Origin of the sequence: Rhizobium sp. SG570 (assembly GCF_012275345.1) — a bacterium.
GTDB classification, from domain to species: Bacteria; Pseudomonadota; Alphaproteobacteria; order Rhizobiales; family Rhizobiaceae; genus Rhizobium; species Rhizobium lusitanum.
Genome location: NZ_JAAZQI010000013.1, coordinates 161,764 through 181,744, shown reverse-complemented (window position 1 = coordinate 181,744; position 19,981 = coordinate 161,764). Strand labels below are relative to the sequence as shown.

Genomic DNA, 19,981 nt, shown 5'->3' with positions numbered 1-19,981 from the left:
GGGGATCCGTGTTCTCTTATCCGGCTTTGGGGGGATTGCAAATCAATCCTTCTTTTCGAGAAATGCCTTGAATTGGTCGGCATAGTCGGGGTGCCAACGCGACAGCGGCGGACGGTTTTCGACGATATCGCCGGCGGCCCACAGCATGCGGCGCTCGTCGGTCGGACGGGCCACGTCATTGTCAGGGCAGAGAATATAGAAGTCGCCGCGCTTCAGGCTCTCCACCATGAAGTCGATCGTCTGTTCCGGCGTCCAGGCACCGGCCGGCTTTTCCCTGCGCTCGCCCTTGGTGAGGCCGGTGAAGACGAAGCCGGGGATAAGGAGATGGGCTGATATTTTCGCGCCCGCTGTATTGCGTAGCTCGTGCTGCAGCGCTTCGGTGAACACCTTCACGCCGGCCTTTGAGACATTGTAGGCCGGATTGCCTGGCGGCGTGGTGATGCCCTGCTTCGAGCCGGTGTTGATGATAACACCCGGTTCGCCATGGGCCAGCATGCCGGGCCCGAAGGTCCGCGTGCCGTTGATAACGCCGAGCAGATTGACGCCGAGAATGGCATCCCAGCCGGCCTGTGTGCTGAAGATCGAGGTTTCCGGTCCGATACCGGCATTGTTCATCAGCACATGCACCCGGCCGAAGCGCTGCAGGACTGCGCGCTCCAACGCCTCCAACGAGTCTTTGCTGGAAACATCGGTCTCGATGGCCATCACATGCTCCTCGCCTGTGATCGTCTTGAGCTCGGCGCTCGCTTCCGCCAGGCGGTCGCCGCCGAGATCGGCAATGACGACGCTCATGTCGAGCGAAGCAAAATATTTCGCCGCGGCAAAGCCGATGCCGGACGCGCCGCCGGTGATGACGGCTACATTGGATTTCTTGAAAATGTCTTGAATATCGGTCAAAGGGTGCCCTCCGAGGCATTGCTTGCTCGCCGCCGAATATGGTGCTTTCCCGAGGCGAGTCAAACCCGCGTCGAACCCGTGCGAGGCGCTCCGCCGCACTTCCCCTTGCGCCTCGCGATAATCTCGCTAAAAGTGCCGCGATACAGGGTTTGCGGGCCTTTCCTTCGGCTTGCATTGAAACGGATCTCATCATGGCATCACATAAAGACGTGAAGAAAGTCGTTCTCGCCTATTCCGGCGGTCTCGACACCTCGATTATCCTGAAGTGGCTGCAGACGGAGCTGGGTGCGGAAGTCGTCACCTTCACCGCCGATCTCGGCCAGGGCGAAGAGCTGGAGCCGGCGCGCAAGAAGGCCGAAATGCTCGGCATCAAGGAAATCTATATCGAGGATGTGCGCGAGGAATTCGTGCGCGATTTCGTCTTCCCGATGTTCCGCGCCAATGCCGTCTACGAAGGCGTCTACCTGCTCGGCACGTCGATCGCCCGCCCGCTGATCTCCAAGCACCTGATCGAGATCGCCAAAAAGACCGGCGCTGACGCCATCGCGCACGGCGCGACGGGCAAGGGCAACGACCAGGTTCGTTTCGAACTCTCGGCCTATGCGCTGAACCCCGACATCAAGATTATCGCTCCCTGGCGCGACTGGTCGTTCAAGAGCCGTACCGACCTGCTCGAATTTGCCGAGAAGCACCAGATTCCGGTTGCCAAGGACAAGAAGGGCGAGGCGCCGTTCTCCGTCGATGCCAACCTTCTGCACTCCTCCTCGGAGGGTAAGGTGCTGGAAGATCCGTCGCAGGAAGCGCCGGAATATGTGCATATGCGCACGATTTCCCCTGAAGCCGCTCCCGACAAGGCGACGGTTATCAAGGTCGGCTTCGAAAAGGGCGATGCCGTCTCGATCAATGGTCAGCGCCTGAGCCCGGCGACGCTGCTGGCAAAGCTCAACGATTACGGTCGCGACAATGGCATCGGCCGTCTGGACCTCGTCGAGAACCGCTATGTCGGCATGAAGTCGCGCGGCGTCTACGAAACGCCCGGCGGCACGATCCTGCTAGCGGCCCATCGCGCCATCGAATCCATCACGCTCGACCGCGGTGCCGCGCACCTCAAGGACGAGCTGATGCCGCGTTATGCCGAGCTCATCTATTACGGCTTCTGGTTCTCGCCGGAGCGCGAGATGTTGCAGGCCCTCATCGACAAGAGCCAGGAACATGTCGAAGGCGAAGTGACGCTGAAGCTCTACAAGGGCAATGTTATGGTCATCGGCCGCGAAAGCCCGAAGTCGCTCTACTCCGATAAGCTCGTCACATTCGAGGACGATCAGGGCGCCTACGATCAGAAGGACGCAGCCGGCTTCATCAAGCTCAACGCTTTGCGCTTGCGCACGCTCGCCAAGCGCAACCTGTCGAAGTAATCAGAATCCAAACAACAAAAGACCCGCTTCCGGTTGCCGGAGGCGGGTTTTTCTTGCTGGAAAGCGGAACGTGCCGGACATTAGGCGGTCAGGCGATTCCGTGAAACGCCTGACCGCTCTATGTTGTTGTTTTGCGCAATTCCGGACGGAAAACCGCTACGCACTTTTCCCGGAATCGCTCTAGTCGACCGGCCTCAGCTCACGTTCGGTCTCGGCGGGCAGTTCTGCCTTCTGCAGATTGCTGCGGAACGTACAGAGTGCGTCGTGCAGCTGCGTCTGCAATCCCTGATCGAAGCCTTGCGTCGCATTGCGCTCGACCTCGCAGACCTCTCTGTCGATCTGCTTCAGCTTGGCGGCGGCCGTTTCCGACAGGACGATCCGCTTGGCGCGGCGGTCGAGCGGGTCGGGTTGGCGTTCGATCAGGCCCCGCGCCTGCAATTTGTCCAGAAAGGCGCTGACGGTCATCGGCTCCAACCCCATGCGGGAGGCGATGTCGAGCTGCCGACTACCGTTAATGGCAGCGACCTGCATCAGCGTTCGTGCTTCACCCGCTGTCAGGCCGAGCCCTGCGACAAGAATACGTCGCTCGAAGGCCGTCCTGATCAATCGGGCGCAATCGCTCACAAGAAAGGCGAGCGAATCCGTATTAATCCTGCTGTTCATAAGCGCTTCCCTACCTACGCTTTTCAGTTCTTGGGCCCCGATACGTTCTTATTGGTTTAAACCCATGAACACAACGGCTTCTTCTGTCATAAAACGAACAGCGACTTGACCCGATTCAGCAGGTTGCTACTCTCCCGCGATCAGCAGTGGGGACCTCCATCATGACGCAATCGCTCGTTGTCGGCGCTTTCCTGGCCGCGCTGTTTTATGTCCTTATTCCGGGCCCCGCTTTTCTGGCGCTGCTGGGCATCGGCGCGGGGCAAGGGCGCAAGGCCGGCGCATTTTTCGTCAGCGGCCATCTGCTGGGCGATATCGTCTGGTCGTCGCTTGCGCTGGTCGCCATCGTCGGCGCCAAGACCATCGGCACCTTCGTCTTCGATCTGCTCGGATTGCTTTGCGGCTTCTATCTTGCCTGGATCGGATGGAGCGCGGTGACGGCCAAGCCAAAGGGAGATGGGAAATCGCTTGTCAATGTCGACCGGCCGTTCCGCCGGGGCCTGATCTTTGGCGTCACCAACCCGAAGGGATATCCGGTTGCGCTGGCGACGTTCACCGCTTTGGTGGCGGGTTCCGCCGGAGCGCTGACTTTCAGCGCGCTGCCGCTATTGCTCACAGTTTCCTTCGCCGGCTTCGTGACAGCGGATATCATCCTGATCAGCATTATCGGCGCGGGGGCTGTGCGACGTTTCTATCGCGCGCATGAACGGCTGATCGTGCGCTGCTCCGGCGTGCTCTTCATGGGCTTTGCGGCGCAGGCGCTCTGGCACGCCACGCCTGGCCTGCTCGGCTGGCGCAAGGCCTGACCCTTCCCCGTGAATTTGTTTGTCGCCGCCATACCAATTTGGCGGGGCGGGCCTTATATCGTGCTTCGATCAGATATCTGTCGAAAGGATGCCCTGCATGTCTTCCTACGCCGCCGTCAATCCCGCGCTCGTCGAATGGACCGGACATCAAGGGCTGCCACGCTTCGACGCGGTGAAGGACACGGATTTCGCTCCCGCCTTCAACGCCGCATTTGTGTTCCACGAGGCGGAGATCGATGCGATTGCCGGGGACAGCGATGCGCCGACCTTCGCCAACACGGTGACAGCGCTCGAACTCGCCGGTGATGAGCTGTCGCGCATATCGGCGCTGTTCTGGAACAAGGCCGGTGCTGATACCAACGAGACGATCCAGGCGCTGGAGCGCGAGATCGCGCCGAAGATGGCGCGGCATTATTCGAAGATCGGCACGAATGCCGCGCTCTTTGCCCGCCTCGACGCTCTCTGGGAGGGCCGTGACGAACTCGGTCTGACGCTGGAGGAAACCCGCGTGCTCGAACGGCACTGGAAGGGTTTCGTGAAGTCGGGTGCCAAGCTGCCGAAAGCGGAGCAGGAGCGGCTTTCCGCGATCAACGAAAAGCTTGCCGGCCTCGGTGCGCAGTTCGGGCAAAATGTGCTTGCCGATGAAAAGGACTGGGCGCTGTTGCTGTCGGAGGAGGCCGATCTCGCCGGCCTTCCTAGCTATCTGCGCGATGCAATGGCGGCCGCGGCGCGCGAGCGCGGCGAAGAGGGTAAATATGCCGTCACGCTGTCGCGCTCGATCATTGAACCGTTCCTGACATCATCCGAGCGCCGCGATCTGCGCGAGCAGGCCTTCAAGGCGTGGGTGGCACGCGGCGCCAATGGCGGCAAGACGGACAACCGCGAGATCATTCGCGAGATGTTGGCGCTCAGAGCCGAGAAGGCGAGGCTGCTCGGCTACGGCAACTTTGCCGAATTGAAGCTCGACAACACCATGGCGAAGACGCCTAACGCAGTGAATGACCTCCTCATGACCGTATGGTCGAAGGCGGCAGCACGCGCTGCCGAAGAAGAAAAGGATATTGCCGCGCTGATCGCCGAGGAAGGCCGCAACCACGAGGTCATGCCCTGGGACTGGCGGCACTATGCCGAAAAGATCCGCACGCAGAAGTTCGATTTCTCCGAAACCGAACTCAAGCCTTATCTGCAGCTGGAAAAGATCATTGCCGCCTGCTTCGATGTCGCCGGCCGCCTGTTCGGCATTCATGCCGTCGAGCAGAAGGGCGTTCCCGCCTATCATCCCGATGTGCGTGTCTTCGAGATCCGCGACCGTTCCGACAAGCTCGTCGCGGTGTTCCTTGGCGATTATTTTGCCCGCAGCTCCAAGCGCTCCGGCGCCTGGATGAGCTCGTTCCAATCGCAGCACAAACTGCCATTGAAGAACGGTGACGTGGGCGAATTGCCGATCATCTACAATGTCTGCAATTTCGCCAAGCCGGCCGAAGGCAAGCCGGCGCTGCTGTCGCTCGACGATGCCCGCACGCTGTTCCACGAGTTTGGCCATGCGCTGCACGGCATGCTGTCGAACGTCACCTATCCCTCGGTATCAGGCACCGGCGTTTCCCGCGATTTCGTCGAGCTGCCGTCGCAGCTTTACGAGCACTGGCTGACCGTGCCTGCCATCCTGAAAGAATATGCCGTCCACTACGAGACCGGCGCGCCGATGCCGCAGGCGCTGCTCGACAAGGTGCTGGCAGCCCGCACCTTCAATGCCGGCTTCAACACGGTGGAGTTTACCTCGTCGGCGCTGGTCGACATGGCGTTCCATACTCGCGGCGCCGTCGAGGATCCGATGGCGGTGCAGGGGCAAGTGCTTGCCGAGATCGGCATGCCGAAATCGATCGTCATGCGTCATGCCACCCCGCATTTCCAGCATGTGTTCGCCGGCGACGGCTATTCGGCCGGCTACTATTCCTACATGTGGTCGGAAGTGCTGGATGCGGACGCCTTCTCCGCTTTCGAGGAAACCGGCGATGCTTTCAATGCCGAGATGGCCGAGAAACTCAAGGCCAACATCTATTCCGTCGGCGGCTCGATCGACCCGGAAGACACCTATAAGGCCTTCCGCGGCAAGCTGCCGAGCCCGGATGCGATGCTGAAGAAGAAGGGGCTGGCGGCCTGATCCTTGCCCTTGGGCTCGAAGGTCGGGACCATGTTGTCGATGGGTTGAAGAGGCGTGCAAGCGAGCTTTCGCGCCTCCCCCCTTTCGCAATCGCGAAAAAAAGGCTATGAGCGCGCCAAACGTAATTGGCGTGTTTACTTTATATCGCGCCTCAGCCTCAGAGATATAACATTATGACACTCCGCAACATCGCGATCATCGCGCACGTTGACCATGGGAAAACCACCCTCGTTGACGAGCTTCTGAAGCAGTCCGGTTCCTTCCGCGAGAACCAGCGCACCGTTGAGCGCATGATGGATTCCAACGATCTGGAAAAAGAGCGTGGCATCACCATTCTCGCCAAGGCGACCTCCGTTGTCTGGAAGGGCGTTCGCGTCAACATCGTCGACACGCCTGGCCACGCCGACTTCGGCGGCGAAGTCGAGCGCATCCTTTCGATGGTCGATGGCGCCATCGTGCTGGTCGATGCCTCGGAAGGCCCGATGCCGCAGACCAAGTTCGTGGTCGGCAAGGCGCTGAAAGTCGGCCTCCGCCCGATCGTCGCGATCAACAAGATCGACCGTCCGGATGCGCGCCACGAAGAAGTCATCAACGAGGTCTTCGATCTCTTCGCAGCGCTCGACGCCACCGACGAGCAGCTCGATTTCCCGATCCTTTATGGCTCGGGCCGCGCTGGCTGGATGAACTATTCGCCGGAAGGCCCCGTCGAGGATGGCCTTGGCCCGCTTCTCGATCTGGTGCTGAAGCATGTGCCGGAGCCGAGTGTCGGCGAAGAAGACGGCGCATTCCGCATGATCGGCACGCTTCTCGAAGCCAATCCCTTCCTTGGCCGCGTCATCACCGGCCGCATTCATTCCGGCTCGATCAAGCCGAACCAGTCCGTCAAGGTTCTGGGCCAGGATGGCAAGCTGATCGAAACCGGCCGCATTTCCAAGATCCTCGCCTTCCGCGGCATCGAGCGCACGCCGATCGAGGAAGCTCATGCAGGCGATATCGTCGCCATCGCCGGTCTGTCCAAGGGTACCGTCGCCGACACATTCTGCGATCCGTCCGTCACCGAGGCGCTGCACGCCCAGCCGATCGATCCGCCGACCGTCACCATGTCGTTCATCGTCAATGACAGCCCGCTCGCTGGCACTGAAGGCGACAAGGTTACCTCACGCGTCATCCGCGATCGCCTCTTCAAGGAAGCCGAAGGCAATGTCGCGCTGAAGATCGAGGAAGCCGAAGGCAAGGATTCGTACTACGTCTCCGGCCGCGGCGAATTGCAGCTTGCTGTTCTGATCGAAACCATGCGCCGCGAAGGCTTCGAGCTTGCCGTGTCGCGTCCGCGCGTCGTCATGCACAAGGACGAAGCCACCGGCCAGATGCTGGAGCCGATCGAAGAAGTCGTCATCGACGTCGATGAAGAGCATTCGGGTGTCGTCGTGCAGAAGATGTCGGAGCGCAAGGCCGAAATGGTCGAGCTTCGTCCGTCCGGCGGCAATCGCCTGCGCCTGAAATTCTTCGCGCCGACCCGCGGTCTCATCGGCTATCAGTCGGAACTGCTGACGGATACGCGCGGCACCGCGATCATGAACCGCCTGTTCCATGACTATCAGCCCTTCAAGGGCGCGATCGGCGGCCGCACCAACGGCGTCCTGCTCTCCAACGCTTCAGGCGAAGCAGTCGCCTACGCGATGTTCAACCTGGAAGACCGCGGTCCGATGATCATCGAACCGGGTGAAAAGGTCTATGCCGGCATGATCATCGGCATTCACTCCAGAGACAACGACCTCGAAGTCAACGTGCTCAAGGGCAAGCAGCTCACCAACATCCGCGCCGCCGGCAAGGATGAAGCCGTGAAGCTGACCCCGCCGATCCGCATGACGCTCGACCGCGCTCTCTCCTGGATTCAGGACGACGAGCTGATGGAAGTCACGCCGAAGTCGATTCGCCTGCGCAAGATGTATCTCGACCCGAACGAGCGCAAGCGCTTCGAAAAGGCGCGTTCCGCGTAACGGCAAAGCCTGTACCGCTTCGAACCAATCAACCCCGGCCATTGTGCCGGGGTTTTATTTTGTGTGTTCGATTTTTGGACCCTTGTGGGAAAGGTTAAAAAGGCGTTAATTTTCAGCGATCATCCACGGATAAAGGCTGTGGGCAAGTCTGCCGTCTTTATGAATGAGGATGGTTAATTCGGAGTCGCGAGACCAGAGTAGACGTTATGAAGACGTTGTCGATTGATGTTCGGCGGGCAGAACCCCATGACGCCCGGGCCATTTCGGAGGTGCACCGCCAGTCGTGGCAGTACACCTATGCCGGCATTATCCCGCATCGCGCACTCGGCCAGATGATCGAACGCCGCGGCGAATCCTGGTGGCGCAAGGCAACCAGCGGTCCGGCCACGCTCTTGGTTCTCGATGTCGCCGGCGAGATTGCCGGCTATGCCACGCTTGGGCTCAACCGCGCCCGCGCCCTTCCGCAGGAAGGCGAGATCTATGAGCTTTATCTGCGCCCGCAATATCAGGGCCTCGGCCTCGGGCGGATGCTTTTCGGCGAGGCGCGCCGGCTGTTGAAGTCGCTCGGCTGCAAGGGGCTCGTCGTCTGGTGCCTCGAGGAAAACGAAAATGCCTACCAATTCTATCGAGGGCAGGGTGGCGCCGATTTCTGCGAGGGCATCGAAACCTTCGATCATCGACAGCTGAAGAAGATCGGCTTTGTCTGGCCCTGACGCCAACTAAATCCTCTGCTTTCTCGATGGATTGTTGCGTTGCGCCATGATTCCTATTATTTGGCTGGCGGCAACCATCCTTATTAGGGGACACGCATGCGCATCGACGCGATTTCCATTGGCAAGAACCCGCCCGAAGACGTCAACGTCATCGTTGAAGTGCCGGTCGGCGGTCATCCGATCAAGTATGAAATGGACAAGGAGGCCGGCACGCTGGTCGTCGACCGTTTCCTCTACACGCCGATGACCTATCCGGGCAATTACGGCTTCGTGCCTCACACGCTCTCCGAAGACGGCGACCCGATCGACGTCCTCATCGCCAGCACCCGTCCGCTGGTTCCGGGCTGCGTTATCAATGTCCGCCCGATCGGCGTGCTGAAGATGGAAGACAATTCCGGCAGGGACGAGAAGATCATTGCCGTTCCCTCGCCGAAGCTGACGCTGCGCTACGAGAAGGTCAGGGAGCATACCGACCTGCCCGAGATCACGCTGAAGCAGATCGAGCACTTCTTTGAGCACTACAAGGATCTGGAGCCCGGCAAGTGGGTGAAGATCTTTGGCTGGGGCGGTTCCAAGGAGGCTGGCGAGCTCATTCTCGAAGCCATCGAGCGCGCCAAGAAGGCCTGATCAGTTCTTCGCGATAGCCTTTAATCTTTCTATCAAATCCTCCGGCTCGCCCTCGATCCGGAGGATTTTTTTACGTGCGGTCTCGCCGCTGACCAGGCTGAGCGCGGATTTGGGAATGCCGATGCTCTTGGCGATGAGCGCGATCAGCGCCTTGTTGGCCTTACCCTTTTCCGGGGCGACCGAGACACGCGCCTTCAGATAGCACTCGCCCTCGCTGCCGGTCTCCACGCCATCGATCGCGTCACGACCGCCATTGGGCGTGAGACGGACGGATAGTCGCAGGTGATCCGAAGACACCTGCCAGGGCGTGCTCACCGCAAGAAAAGCGGAACCAGCGAGTTCCACATCAGCGAGCGGACGAAGAAGATGATCAGGAGCAGGATGACGGGCGAGATGTCGATGCCGCCGAGATCGGGCAGGATGCGGCGGATCGGGCGCAGTGCCGGCTCCGTCACGGCATAGAGGAAATTGCCGACCGAGTTGACGAACTGATTGCTCGAATTGATGACATTAAAAGCATGGAGCCATGAAAAGATGGCGCTGGCGATCAGCACCCAGGTATAAAGATTCAAAGCCAGATCAATGGTTTGAAATAAGGCGAGCATATCCGTCTCCATTTCGCGGTTGACAGACATGTAGACATTGACGACTAAACGGGCAAGTCCCATGCACTGATGCATGTTGAATCATGTTTAAAAGGCAGCCAAGCGTGCTTTTAGTGCAGGCCGCCGCGCCGGAAAGTCTCGCCCAATGTCGTTCGCTGCAAGCGGAGACCGGTTTGCCGCCTTCAGGCACATCGCCTATACCTATTTCTTCTTTGCGCGGTTTTTGACTGGCTTCGCCACCCAAATGGTCAGCGTTTCCGTTGGCTGGCAGATGTATGCGCATACCGGCCAGCCGATCTATCTCGGCCTTATCGGCCTGGTACAGTTCCTGCCTTCGTTGTTGCTTATCCTTGTGACGGGCACGGTTGCCGACCGCTATAACAGGCGCATGATTGCCGCCACCTGCATTTTCATCGGCACCCTCTGTACGGCCGCCCTACTGTTCCTGACGGTCTCCGGCACCTTCGCACCGCTGCCGGTCTTCATGATCCTCACCGTCTTCGGCATCGAGCGCGCCTTCATGACGCCGGCGACGCAATCGCTGGCGCCCAATCTCATACCGCCCAAAGACCTGACGAATGCCATCACGTGGAATTCGATGTCATGGGACGCTGCGGCCATCCTCGGGCCGGTGGCCGGCGGCCTGCTTTATGGCGTCGGTCCCGAGGTTGCCTATACTGTGGCCGTTCTTTTCTTTGCGGCCGGTTCGGTGCTGACCTTCCTGATCCCGAAGCCGCAGCAGCGCGTCGCCCATGAGGCGCGAAGCCTGAACGAGATGCTCGCCGGCTTCCGGTTCATCTGGTCGGAAAAAGTCGTGCTCGGCGCGATCTCGCTCGATCTCTTCGCCGTGCTGCTCGGCGGCGCAGTTGCCCTGATGCCGATCTTTGCACGCGATATCCTGACGCTCGGCCCCTGGGGCCTCGGCCTGCTGCGCGCGGCGCCGAGCTTCGGCGCGATCGCCATGGGCCTGTTTCTGGCGACCTATCCCATCCGGCATCGCGCCGGGATCTGCATGTTCATCGGCGTTGCCTTGTTCGGCCTGGGAACGCTGATCTTCGGCATTTCGCATACGGCCTGGCTGTCGATTGCCGCCCTCGCCATCATGGGGGCATCCGACCTGATCTCGGTCTATGTCCGCGAAACCTTGATCACGCTCTGGACGCCGGATCACGTGCGCGGCCGCGTCAACGCCGTCAACATGGTCTTCGTCGGGGCGTCGAACGAGCTCGGCGAGTTCCGCGCCGGCACCATGGCCCATTATTTCGGCGCGATCCCCGCCGTCGTCATCGGCGGCGTCGGCACGCTCGCCGTGGCCGCCCTCTGGGCGACGGGCTTCCCGCAGCTTCGCCGGATCGACAGCCTGAACGCGCCCGATCGCAAGGGCGAGCCGCAGCCGGCGTGAGGTTGCCGAATGAAAAGGCAGCCTGATCGATACGGTTCGTTTTCAGCGCTGCGCGAACATGAAGCGGAGGGCGTTGACTATCGCATCCGTATTGAGGATCGGTCGTCACGTGTCGTTGTTATCGCTCCGCATGGCGGCTTCATTGAGCCGGCCACCTCGCAGATCACGCTTGAAATAGCGGCGGAGAGCTTTTCCTTCTACTGCTTCGAGGGGTTGGCTACGGACAGGTCGCACCATGAGCTGCACGTCACCTCCGAACGTTTCGACGAGCCGATGGCTCTCGGTCTGGTGTCAAAATCACCGATCGTCGTCGCCATTCACGGCCGAACGGACAGGGGCGACCCGGAAACAAGTTGGGTTGGCGGCCTCGATACCGCGCTTCGCGATCTGATCGTTCAGGCGTTGCGGGAGGATGGCTTTGCAGCCGTTGCGAGGGCCAAAGGCGAGGCTCTGGCGGGAACGGCGGCCGGTAACATATGCAACCGCGGCAGCCGGAATGCCGGCGTCCAGCTGGAGATCCCGAGATGCGTTAGGGATACTCTCGTGTCAGACGATGAAAAGCTCAGGCGATATGCCGGATCGGTGCGCCAGGCGGTCGAGCGGCATAATCGAATTCTTGCCGCGGACTAAACTATTGGCCGCCTCAGGCAGCCATGGCCTGCTTGCCTTCGAAAACCATGTCGAGGAATTCGGAAAGCCAGGCCTTGAGCGCCGAGTCGAAGATCATGCGGCCTTCCAGATGCTCGCGTCCCTGCTGGGCGTTCGGCATGCAGAAACGGTGTTCGCCATGCACGACCCAGCGCTGCATCATGGCGCGGGTGAGTTCGGCATGGAACTGCAGACCCCAGGCATTGGCGCCATAGCGATAGGCCTGGTTGGGATAGGTCTCGGCCGTGGCAAGCAGATCGGCGCCGCGCGGCAGTTCGAAACCCTCGCGATGGAAATGATAGACCATCTGCGGCCAGCGCATCAGCAGCCGGCCCTTTTCCGTCGGGTTCAGCGCATACCAGCCTATCTCGGTCTTGCCGTCGTCGCGCGCCTTCACCTTGGCGCCCAGATGACGGGCGAGCATCTGCGCGCCGAGACAGATGCCGAGATAGGGGCGATTTTCCTTGAGCGGGATTTTCAGCCAGTCGATCTCGGCCTTGACGAACTCGTCCGGGTCGTTGGCGCTCATCGGGCCGCCGAAGATGACGGCGCCGGCATGGGCCGCAAGCGTGGAGGGCAGGCCTTCGCCGAGAACCGGGCGGCGGATATCGAGATCGTAGCCCTTTTGCAACAGCATCTGGCCGACGCGGCCCGGACTGGAGTGCTCTTGATGGAGCACGATCAAAATGGGGCGGCCAGCGCTCTCCGGCGCTTCAATCATCATTGCCTGTCTCCATCTTGGAACCGGGCGCGCGGGCTGCTGCCTCCTGGCGCTTCATGATGCGTTCGCGATCGGAAATGCCCATGAGGTCGGCGATGCGCCAGATCGCGTGATCTTCCATCTCGCTGCGCTCGCCATCGGCATAGACGATATCCCAGAGGATGCCGAGCAGCTCCAGCCGCTGGGCATTGTCGAGATGGCGCTTCAAGTCCGAGGTGAAGCGATAATAGTCGACGGCCTCGCTTTCGGCCTCCTCGCCGGCGGCGATCAGCCGATCGAGCTGACGGCCGTCCAGGCCATATTGCTCCTTCAGCAGCTTGCGAAGCCGCTTCTTCTCGCTGTTCTCGATCTTGCCGTCCGCTTCCATGACCTGGATGCAGAGCGCCGCCACCGCTATGCGCGGATCATCGGGAGCAAAGCCGGATTTGGGGCGATCCTGGGTCAGGTTATGGAAGAATTCCTGAAAGCGTTCAAACATCCGATTCCATTCTTAAAACAAGTCGAGCAGGGTTCTTGGGGCACCATGCTTTAGAATAACTTGAGCCGTGTCTTGGGTTCCGGTTCAAGTTTTAGATTTTTCACACCCGGGTCGTCCGGCGCACCGCCGAAGAAGGGCCGTGGTTCCGGCTCCTGCTGAGCCGGCTCTGGCGCTGCGGCGGATGCGTCGGGCGCGGGTTTTGCCGCCGCCGGCTCCAACTCCATGACATAGGCATCGGCTGCCGGCGATGCAACTTTCGGTGAGGTCGATTTCGCTGGCACGGTTGCGGAAGCTGCCTCGCGCACCGGCGGCAGCGATTTCAACGCTGCATCGACGGACACGGCGGAACCTTCTTCCACAGGTCCCTCGATCTGGCCGAAGGGGGCCTTCCATTCGAAGGCGTCGAGGCGGCCCGTCACGGGCGATAGCGGCAGCCACTTGTCGGATACGAAACCATCGGCGACCCAGGCCGGGTCGCGCGGCGCGCGCAATGCCTGCGCCATCCAGTGACGCACGCGGCCCTGATCGCCGGTTTCGGCCTCCTCGATATCAGCTAGCAGCATAAAGGCGCCTTCGCGCGCATCGATCCTCGCGGCGGCTTCGGCCTTGGCGCGGGCCTTGTTGAAATCCCCGGCATCCAGCGCCGCCTTTGCCGTCAGCAGCAACGCTTCGACATTGTTCGGGCGGATGGCCTCCAGCCGTTCGGCCCGTTTCAGCCGGTCGATGACGGAATCGCCGCTGCGGGCACGCACATAGGCCCTGCCGATCTCGGGGTGCGGATGCGCTTTCCAGACCTGCTCGAGCATGGAGGCGGCCTTGCGCACCTTGTCTTCGCGGAAGAGAGCTTTCGCCGCTATCAGCGCCGCTGGCACGAAATCATCCACCAGCTTCACGGCCGCAAGCGCATCGTCGCGGGCCCCGGCCGGATCGCTCTCCAACCTGTCGTTGGCGCGTGCCGTCAGCAGCACGGCCCGCTGGCGGTTCGCGGTGGTCTTGTCGACGACGTGGGCAACCTTCTGCTGGTCGAGAAGCTTGATGGCATCATCCCAGCGGCCGGCCTGGCTGCGATATTCCAGCGTCGCCTGTGCCGCCCAAGGCAGATAGGGAGCCTGATCGGCCGCTTTTTCCGCATATTGCCGCGCCGCTTCGTGCGCGCCGAGGCGCTTGGCTTCGAGGTAGAGGCCGCGTAACCCGAGCTCGCGCGTTTCCGGATCGTTGGCCATCAGCTCGAATTTCTGGCGCGCCTCGTCGTGCTTGCCTTCGATCAGAGCCGCCTGCGCCTCGAGCAGGTTGATGAGGGGTTCCTGATCGGCGCGGATGAGGCCGCGCGTGCGCGCCGCCATCTTCCGTGCGAGCAGGGCGTTGCCGGCACCGGCGGCGATCAACCCGGTGGAGAGCGCCTGATAGCCGCGGTCGCGCTTACGGGCGCGGAAATAGCGGGTGACGGAATGTGGCGAGGTCCAGATCAAACGCAGGAACCACCAGACAATCATGACGGCGGCGATCAACGCAATCAGGATGCCGGCGGCCACGATCAGCCTGGTCTGGTAAAGCTGGCCTTCCCAGACCAGCGAAAGATCGCCGGGGCGATCCGCGAGCCAAGAGAAGCCGTAGCCGAGAGCCAGGACGAAAACGGCGAAGATAAGCAGTCTGATCATTCCTGCGCTCCGTCCTTAATTCTGTTTCCCGGTGTTGGCGATTGCCTTCGACAGCGCATCGCTCACCAGATCCTCGACGCGGATGCGGGCTTCCAGCGATTGCTTGAAGGCGGCGGAGGCCGACTTGGCGGCATCGGGCAGGCTGTTCCATTCGGTCACCGCACCCGGCAGATCGCCATTCTTCACCTTGTCTTCGAAGCGCGCGGCGATCGCATCGACGCTGTCGCCGGGAACGTTGCCGACGGGGCGGACCTGCACCAGGGTCTTGGCGCTCGAGATCAGGCGGTCGCTCCAGCTCTGATTCGGATCGTTGCTCTCAGTCGTAGCGACGATCGCGGTCGCGACATCCGTGACCCGACGGATCAGGTCGGCGCGGGAGGGAACGCCGGTCTGGGCGAAGGTCTTGAGATCGGCAACGGCAGGGTCGTCCGAGGCGACGTTGGCGAAGGTGTCGAGCTCGGGCTGGAAGGGGCCGCCCCGGTCGATCGCCGCCTTCAGTGCCGCGGCGGCAATGGCGCGGGCGACCGCGCTTTCCTGGCTCGGTTGATTGAGTTTCTTCTCTGCGTCGTCGAGACGCTTGCCGACCTCGGCGTCGGAGCTGGCCTGGCTTTGGGTTGCCTTGCCGAGGTCCGCCTTCAGCTGATCGACTTCCGCACTCAGGGAAGCAATCTTCTGATCAGCATCGGCGCTTGCCGTTCCCGCCGATCCACCGGTCGAGGTGCCGTTGGCGGCAGCCGTTTCGAGCGCTGAAATGCGGGCAGCAAGAGCGCCGTCGGGCTTTGCGGCAGGCGCTGCGGCGAGGCTGGCGATGCTCTGCTTCAGCCCGTCGATCTCAGCGTTCAGTGCGGCAATATCGGCGGAATTGTCCTTGCGCGAGCCGCCGCCCGGCAACAGGCCGGCATATTGAACGGCGCCGGCGCAAACGAGCGCAATCAGGCCGCCGACGATGCCGGCGGCGATCAGGCCGGAGGTTGAACCTTCCCGTCGCTGCTGATGTTCTGCATAGGAAGCATGAGGTTCGGCCTGTCGTGTCGTCGTGGCCTGCGGCTCTTCCGGGACGGGATCAGGGGTGGGCTCGCGAGGCTCCTCGCGCAGCGGCTCCTTGTCCGCCTCCAGCGGCATTTCCACTTCATTGGCGGAGGATGAGCCGAACTCGCCGTGGGCGTGCTCCGTCATATCCTCGGGGGCTGCGTCCTGCGCAGTTTTTTCGGCCTCCAGATCAATCGTGACCGGCTCGTCGTTGGGCTTCGAATGGTTAGGCGGTTTTCCCGGTACCATGAGGTCCTCTTTTCATGCGCTGCAACGAAGTTAGACAGACAAGGCGATTATGGAAAGACCTTAGATCAAAATTGCGGCCTTACTCAGCGTCGAGCAGCGCCAGAAGTCGGTCCTCATTCGGCATGTCAGCGATATCGACGTGTAAACGCATCTGAGGGGGAATCGCTCCCGCGATGGCCTCGCTCAGGCAGAGGAAGTGCGTTTCGGCGAAGATCTCAGGATTTTCCTGCACGAAAGACAGGCCGAAAAAACGCTGCGCCGTCTGATGGGAATAAAGCAGCACCGCATTGGCGCTGATATCGATAAAAAGCCGGCGAAGAATATCATCTTTCGGAGCGATATCCCGCATCCGGTAGCATTCCACCGTGTGGAACGGCAGTTGCAGCTCCGCCAATCTCGCCTCGAAGCCGGCGGCGCGGGGATGGCCCGCGAGATAGAGGAGGGGAGCCTTGGCAAGGCTTGCCGCGTGGTCGGAAATCAAGGCCGCAAGTTCCGTGCCGCCCCCTTCGGATATGACGACATTGGTGAAGCCGAGGCTTGCCGCCTCTTTGGCGGTTGCCTTGCCGACCGCAAAGAGCGGTCGGCCGAGATAAGGCCCGAGATCGGATCCCAATGCGGCCAGAACCCGAATCGCTTCGGCGCTGGTGACGGCAATGGCGCCTTGTGTGTCCAGGAGCGCGCGCCTGGCCTCGTCGGCATGATGGACCGGCTCTGCCAGCGGCAGCAGCAGCGCCTCGTGACCCATCTGCGTCAGTCGCCGGATGGTGCGTTCACCCGAATGCTGGGGACGGGTGACGACAACGCGCATCGGATGTCAGATCCAGTCTTCGAAGAAGGTGCTGCCTGCCTCGGCGCGTATGGCCTGGCCGGCATTGGTGCCGAGCGCCTCGGCGTCGCGGCGGTTGCCCTCGATGGTGGTCGTATGCACCTGCTGTCCATCAGGCGTCAGGATCATGCCGAAGAACCGCAGGTGATCCCCCTCGCAAATTGCATAGCCGGCAATCGGCGTCCGGCAGGAGCCGTCAAGCGCGGCGAGAAATGCGCGCTCGCAGGAGACGGTATCGAAGGTAGGGCCGTCATTGATGGCGGCGAGCAGGTCGTTCATCCTGGCGTCGCCAATGCGGCTTTCGATGGCGATCGCGCCCTGTGCCGGTGCCGGCGGAAATTCGTCGGGATCGAGGATATCGGTGATGACTTCGACCTTGCCGAGCCGCTTCAGGCCGGCAACGGCGAGCAGCGTTGCGTCTGCCTGCCCCTCTTCCAGCTTGCGCAGCCGGGTCTGGACCGAGCCGCGAAAGGTGATGACGTTGATATCGGGGCGCAGCCGGCGGATCAGCGCCTGGCGGCGCAGCGACGCGGAACCGACGGTCGCGCCGTGCGGCAGCTCGATCAATCTCGGTGACGTGCGGCCGATGACGGAATCGCGGATGTCCTCGCGCGGCAGGTAGGCTGATAGCGCCAGGCCTTCCGGAAGCTTCGTCGCCATATCCTTGGCCGAGTGCACGGCGAAGTCGAGCTCGCCCGAGGCCAGCTTCTCTTCAAGCTCTTCCGTGAACAGGCCCTTGCCGCCGATAGCCGCCAGCGAGCGGTCGGTGATGCGGTCGCCCTTGGTTGTGAGCACGGCGATTTCGAACATCTCCTCCGGAAGGCCGTGCGCCGCCATCAGGCGGTCGCGTGCCTCATGTGCCTGGGCGAGCGCCAGCGGGCTGCCGCGCGTGCCGATCCGGAAAGGTTTTGTTTGCATCCGCTTTGATCCGTTGTTACCGACAGTTCCCGTAACCATATTTCCGCTTCATCGCAATCGACCAAAAGGCAACGAACAGCTTCCATGGCGTCCATTCTTCGTATTCTCGGCATCGAAACAAGCTGCGACGAAACCGCTGCAGCCATTGTCGAACGCCTAGAAGACGGCACGTCCACGATTTGCTCCGATGTCGTCCTCAGCCAGTTGGAGGAGCATAGCGCTTATGGCGGCGTCGTGCCGGAAATTGCTGCGCGTGCGCATGTCGAGGCGCTGGATACGCTGATCGACGAGGCATTGAAACGCGCCAATGTGTCGCTCTTGGACGTCGATGCCATCGCCGCAACATCAGGCCCAGGCCTTATCGGCGGGCTGCTTGTCGGCCTGATGACCGGCAAGGCGATCGCGCGCGCCACAGGCAAGCCACTCTATGCCATCAACCATCTGGAAGGCCATGCCCTGACGGCGAGGCTGACCGATGGGCTTGCCTTTCCCTATCTGATGCTGCTCGTTTCCGGCGGCCATACGCAGCTTATCCTCGTGCGCGGCGTCGGCGAATACGAGCGCTGGGGCACGACCATCGACGATGCGCTGGGCGAAGCCTTCGACAAGACGGCCAAGCTCCTGGGTCTTCCCTATCCCGGCGGCCCGGCCGTGGAGGCGGCGGCCAAAAGCGGTAATGCGGATCGCTTTGATTTCCCGCGGCCGCTTGTCGGCGAAACACGCCTCGATTTTTCCTTTTCCGGCCTGAAGACCGCGGTACGACAGGCGGCAATGGCCATCGCGCCGGTCACGGAGCAGGACATTGCCGATATCTGCGCCTCTTTCCAGAAGGCGGTCTCGCGCACGTTGAAGGATCGCATCGGCCGCGGCCTGCAACGCTTCAAGGCGGAATTCCCGAAGACGACGGAAACGCCGGCGCTCGTGGTCGCCGGCGGCGTTGCCGCCAATCTCGAGCTGCGCCGCACTCTGCAGGAGCTTTGCGACACCAACGGCTTTCGCTTCATCGCGCCGCCATTGAGACTGTGTACGGATAATGCCGTCATGATCGCCTGGGCCGGACTGGAGCGCATGGCAAAGGGCGCAGCACCTGACGATCTCGATGTGCAGCCGCGTTCGCGCTGGCCGCTGGATCAGAAGGCGGAAACTCTCCTGGGTCATGGCAAACGCGGAGCGAAGGCATGAGCGGCAACGAACGGATCGCAGTCATCGGCGCAGGCGCCTTCGGCACGGCGCTCGCGGCCGTCATCGCACTAACCGGCCGCAGCGATGTGACGCTCGTCGGGCGCAAGGCGGCGCTGATGGCGGATCTCGCAGCCGATCGGATACATGATGCCGTCTTGCCCGGGATCCTGCTTCCGGATTCGCTGCGGTTTTCGGCCGAACCTGATTCCATCTCCGATGCCGGCATCGTGCTCTTCGCCATGCCGTCGCAAGCGCAAGCCGATGCGGCCAGTCTCTATGGGCCTTACCTTGCCAAGGACGCCGTCGTCGTCACCTGCGCCAAGGGCATCGACAAGGTCTCGGGTGATCTTTTGACCGACATGCTCGAGCGGGAACTGCCGCAACATGCCATCGCCGTCCTCTCCGGACCGGGCTTTGCCACCGATATCGCCAAGGGCCTGCCGACGGCCATGGCGATCGCGGCGGCCGACATGGCCGTTGCTGAAAGGCTTGCGCAGGCGATCTCCGGTCCGAGTTTCCGTCTCTATGCATCGGACGATCGCATCGGCGTGCAGCTCGGTGGCGCCTTGAAGAATGTGCTGGCCATTGCCTGCGGCATCGTCGAAGGCCGAGGTATCGGCGATTCCGCGCGTGCGGCCCTGATCAGCCGCGGCCTGGCCGAAATGTCACGCTTCGTCGCGGCCAAGGGCGGCAAGGCGGAGACGGTGCGCGGGCTCTCCGGTCTCGGCGACCTCGTGCTGACGGCCACCAGCCATCAATCCCGCAATCTCAGATTCGGCATCGCGCTCGGTCGCGGAGAAGCGGGCGATCCGACGCACGGCACGCTGGTTGAAGGTGCTTATGCCGCCTCTATCGCCGCGCGGTTGGCTGGCGAAATCGGCGTCGACATGCCGATTACCGAAGCAGTTTCGGCCATCATCGACGGCAAGCTCGACATAGCGACCGCCATCGGCCAATTGATGACGCGGCCTATCACCACGGAATAG

Annotated in this window: 20 protein-coding genes; 10 read left to right on the top strand and 10 right to left on the bottom strand. The window is 61.8% G+C overall.

What is annotated here, in order from left to right; all coding sequences use genetic code 11:
- Positions 1–42 precede the first annotated feature (42 nt).
- Positions 43–897: an SDR family NAD(P)-dependent oxidoreductase gene (locus FHT28_RS24740; RefSeq protein ID WP_168597593.1), complete on the bottom strand. Its 855-nt coding sequence runs from the start codon at positions 895–897 to the stop codon at positions 43–45.
- 191 nt (positions 898–1,088) lie between these two features.
- Between FHT28_RS24740 and FHT28_RS24735 the strand changes: the two genes are divergently transcribed.
- Positions 1,089–2,312, top strand: coding sequence for an argininosuccinate synthase (locus FHT28_RS24735; protein WP_047554365.1), 1,224 nt, complete (start codon positions 1,089–1,091; stop codon positions 2,310–2,312).
- Positions 2,313–2,492: 180 nt separating this feature from the next.
- Here FHT28_RS24735 and FHT28_RS24730 read toward each other — a convergent pair whose 3' ends face one another.
- Positions 2,493–2,975 carry a MarR family winged helix-turn-helix transcriptional regulator gene (locus FHT28_RS24730; protein ID WP_037196841.1) on the bottom strand — a complete coding sequence of 161 codons (483 nt, stop codon included), beginning with the start codon at positions 2,973–2,975 and terminating at the stop codon, positions 2,493–2,495.
- Positions 2,976–3,136: 161 nt separating this feature from the next.
- On the opposite strand from FHT28_RS24730, the gene FHT28_RS24725 reads away from it, so the two are divergent.
- The 5 genes from FHT28_RS24725 to ppa all read left to right on the top strand — a co-directional run bounded on the left by FHT28_RS24725 (position 3,137) and on the right by ppa (position 9,279).
- The gene (locus FHT28_RS24725) at positions 3,137–3,778 is read left to right on the top strand and encodes a LysE family translocator (protein WP_037196839.1); all 642 of its coding nucleotides are present in this window, start codon (positions 3,137–3,139) and stop codon (positions 3,776–3,778) included.
- 97 nt (positions 3,779–3,875) lie between these two features.
- A complete protein-coding gene (locus FHT28_RS24720; RefSeq protein WP_168597592.1) occupies positions 3,876–5,939 on the top strand; it encodes a M3 family metallopeptidase in 2,064 nt (687 codons plus the stop codon).
- Positions 5,940–6,112: 173 nt separating this feature from the next.
- Complete coding sequence (gene typA, locus FHT28_RS24715; protein WP_037196837.1) at positions 6,113–7,939, top strand: translational GTPase TypA; 1,827 nt, start codon at positions 6,113–6,115, stop codon at positions 7,937–7,939.
- Positions 7,940–8,145: 206 nt separating this feature from the next.
- Positions 8,146–8,652, top strand: coding sequence for a GNAT family N-acetyltransferase (locus FHT28_RS24710; protein WP_034509000.1), 507 nt, complete (start codon positions 8,146–8,148; stop codon positions 8,650–8,652).
- Positions 8,653–8,748: 96 nt separating this feature from the next.
- A complete protein-coding gene (ppa, locus tag FHT28_RS24705) occupies positions 8,749–9,279 on the top strand; it encodes an inorganic diphosphatase (RefSeq protein ID WP_037196836.1) in 531 nt (176 codons plus the stop codon).
- On the opposite strand, the gene FHT28_RS24700 is transcribed toward ppa, so the two are convergent.
- Both FHT28_RS24700 and FHT28_RS24695 read right to left on the bottom strand, forming a co-directional pair.
- On the bottom strand, positions 9,280–9,594 hold the full coding sequence (locus FHT28_RS24700; RefSeq protein WP_037196835.1) for a DUF167 domain-containing protein: 315 nt from the start codon (positions 9,592–9,594) through the stop codon (positions 9,280–9,282).
- Positions 9,591–9,914 (bottom strand): YggT family protein, encoded by a 324-nt coding sequence (locus FHT28_RS24695; protein WP_092573259.1) that lies wholly within the window; start codon positions 9,912–9,914, stop codon positions 9,591–9,593. The genes FHT28_RS24700 and FHT28_RS24695 overlap by 4 nt, the downstream gene beginning before the upstream one ends.
- 115 nt (positions 9,915–10,029) lie before the next feature.
- Here FHT28_RS24695 and FHT28_RS24690 point away from each other — a divergent pair, with 115 nt between their 5' ends.
- Both FHT28_RS24690 and FHT28_RS24685 read left to right on the top strand, forming a co-directional pair.
- Positions 10,030–11,286 (top strand): MFS transporter, encoded by a 1,257-nt coding sequence (locus FHT28_RS24690; protein ID WP_047553648.1) that lies wholly within the window; start codon positions 10,030–10,032, stop codon positions 11,284–11,286.
- A gap of 9 nt (positions 11,287–11,295) precedes the next feature.
- A complete protein-coding gene (locus FHT28_RS24685) occupies positions 11,296–11,916 on the top strand; it encodes a poly-gamma-glutamate hydrolase family protein (protein ID WP_168597591.1) in 621 nt (206 codons plus the stop codon).
- Positions 11,917–11,929: 13 nt separating this feature from the next.
- Here the strand turns inward: FHT28_RS24685 and FHT28_RS24680 are convergent, their stop codons facing one another.
- From FHT28_RS24680 to hemC, 6 genes are all read right to left on the bottom strand, one after another.
- Positions 11,930–12,658 carry a glutamine amidotransferase gene (locus tag FHT28_RS24680; protein WP_131511879.1) on the bottom strand — a complete coding sequence of 243 codons (729 nt, stop codon included), beginning with the start codon at positions 12,656–12,658 and terminating at the stop codon, positions 11,930–11,932.
- Positions 12,648–13,133 (bottom strand): TerB family tellurite resistance protein, encoded by a 486-nt coding sequence (locus FHT28_RS24675; RefSeq protein WP_037196832.1) that lies wholly within the window; start codon positions 13,131–13,133, stop codon positions 12,648–12,650. Before FHT28_RS24675 ends, FHT28_RS24680 begins: the two co-directional genes overlap by 11 nt.
- Before the next feature lie 50 nt (positions 13,134–13,183).
- A complete protein-coding gene (locus FHT28_RS24670; RefSeq protein ID WP_168597590.1) occupies positions 13,184–14,791 on the bottom strand; it encodes a heme biosynthesis protein HemY in 1,608 nt (535 codons plus the stop codon).
- Positions 14,792–14,806: 15 nt separating this feature from the next.
- Positions 14,807–16,069: a mitofilin family membrane protein gene (locus FHT28_RS24665; protein ID WP_047637806.1), complete on the bottom strand. Its 1,263-nt coding sequence runs from the start codon at positions 16,067–16,069 to the stop codon at positions 14,807–14,809.
- A gap of 79 nt (positions 16,070–16,148) precedes the next feature.
- Entirely contained in the window at positions 16,149–16,877 is a 729-nt protein-coding gene (locus FHT28_RS24660; RefSeq protein ID WP_047553637.1) for a uroporphyrinogen-III synthase, read from the bottom strand.
- A 6-nt stretch (positions 16,878–16,883) separates the two neighbouring features.
- Positions 16,884–17,813: a hydroxymethylbilane synthase gene (hemC, locus tag FHT28_RS24655; protein WP_047637956.1), complete on the bottom strand. Its 930-nt coding sequence runs from the start codon at positions 17,811–17,813 to the stop codon at positions 16,884–16,886.
- Between the two features lie 84 nt (positions 17,814–17,897).
- Here hemC and tsaD point away from each other — a divergent pair, with 84 nt between their 5' ends.
- Complete coding sequence (gene tsaD / locus FHT28_RS24650; protein WP_047637808.1) at positions 17,898–18,995, top strand: tRNA (adenosine(37)-N6)-threonylcarbamoyltransferase complex transferase subunit TsaD; 1,098 nt, start codon at positions 17,898–17,900, stop codon at positions 18,993–18,995.
- Positions 18,992–19,981: an NAD(P)H-dependent glycerol-3-phosphate dehydrogenase gene (locus FHT28_RS24645; protein ID WP_168597589.1), complete on the top strand. Its 990-nt coding sequence runs from the start codon at positions 18,992–18,994 to the stop codon at positions 19,979–19,981. Before tsaD ends, FHT28_RS24645 begins: the two co-directional genes overlap by 4 nt.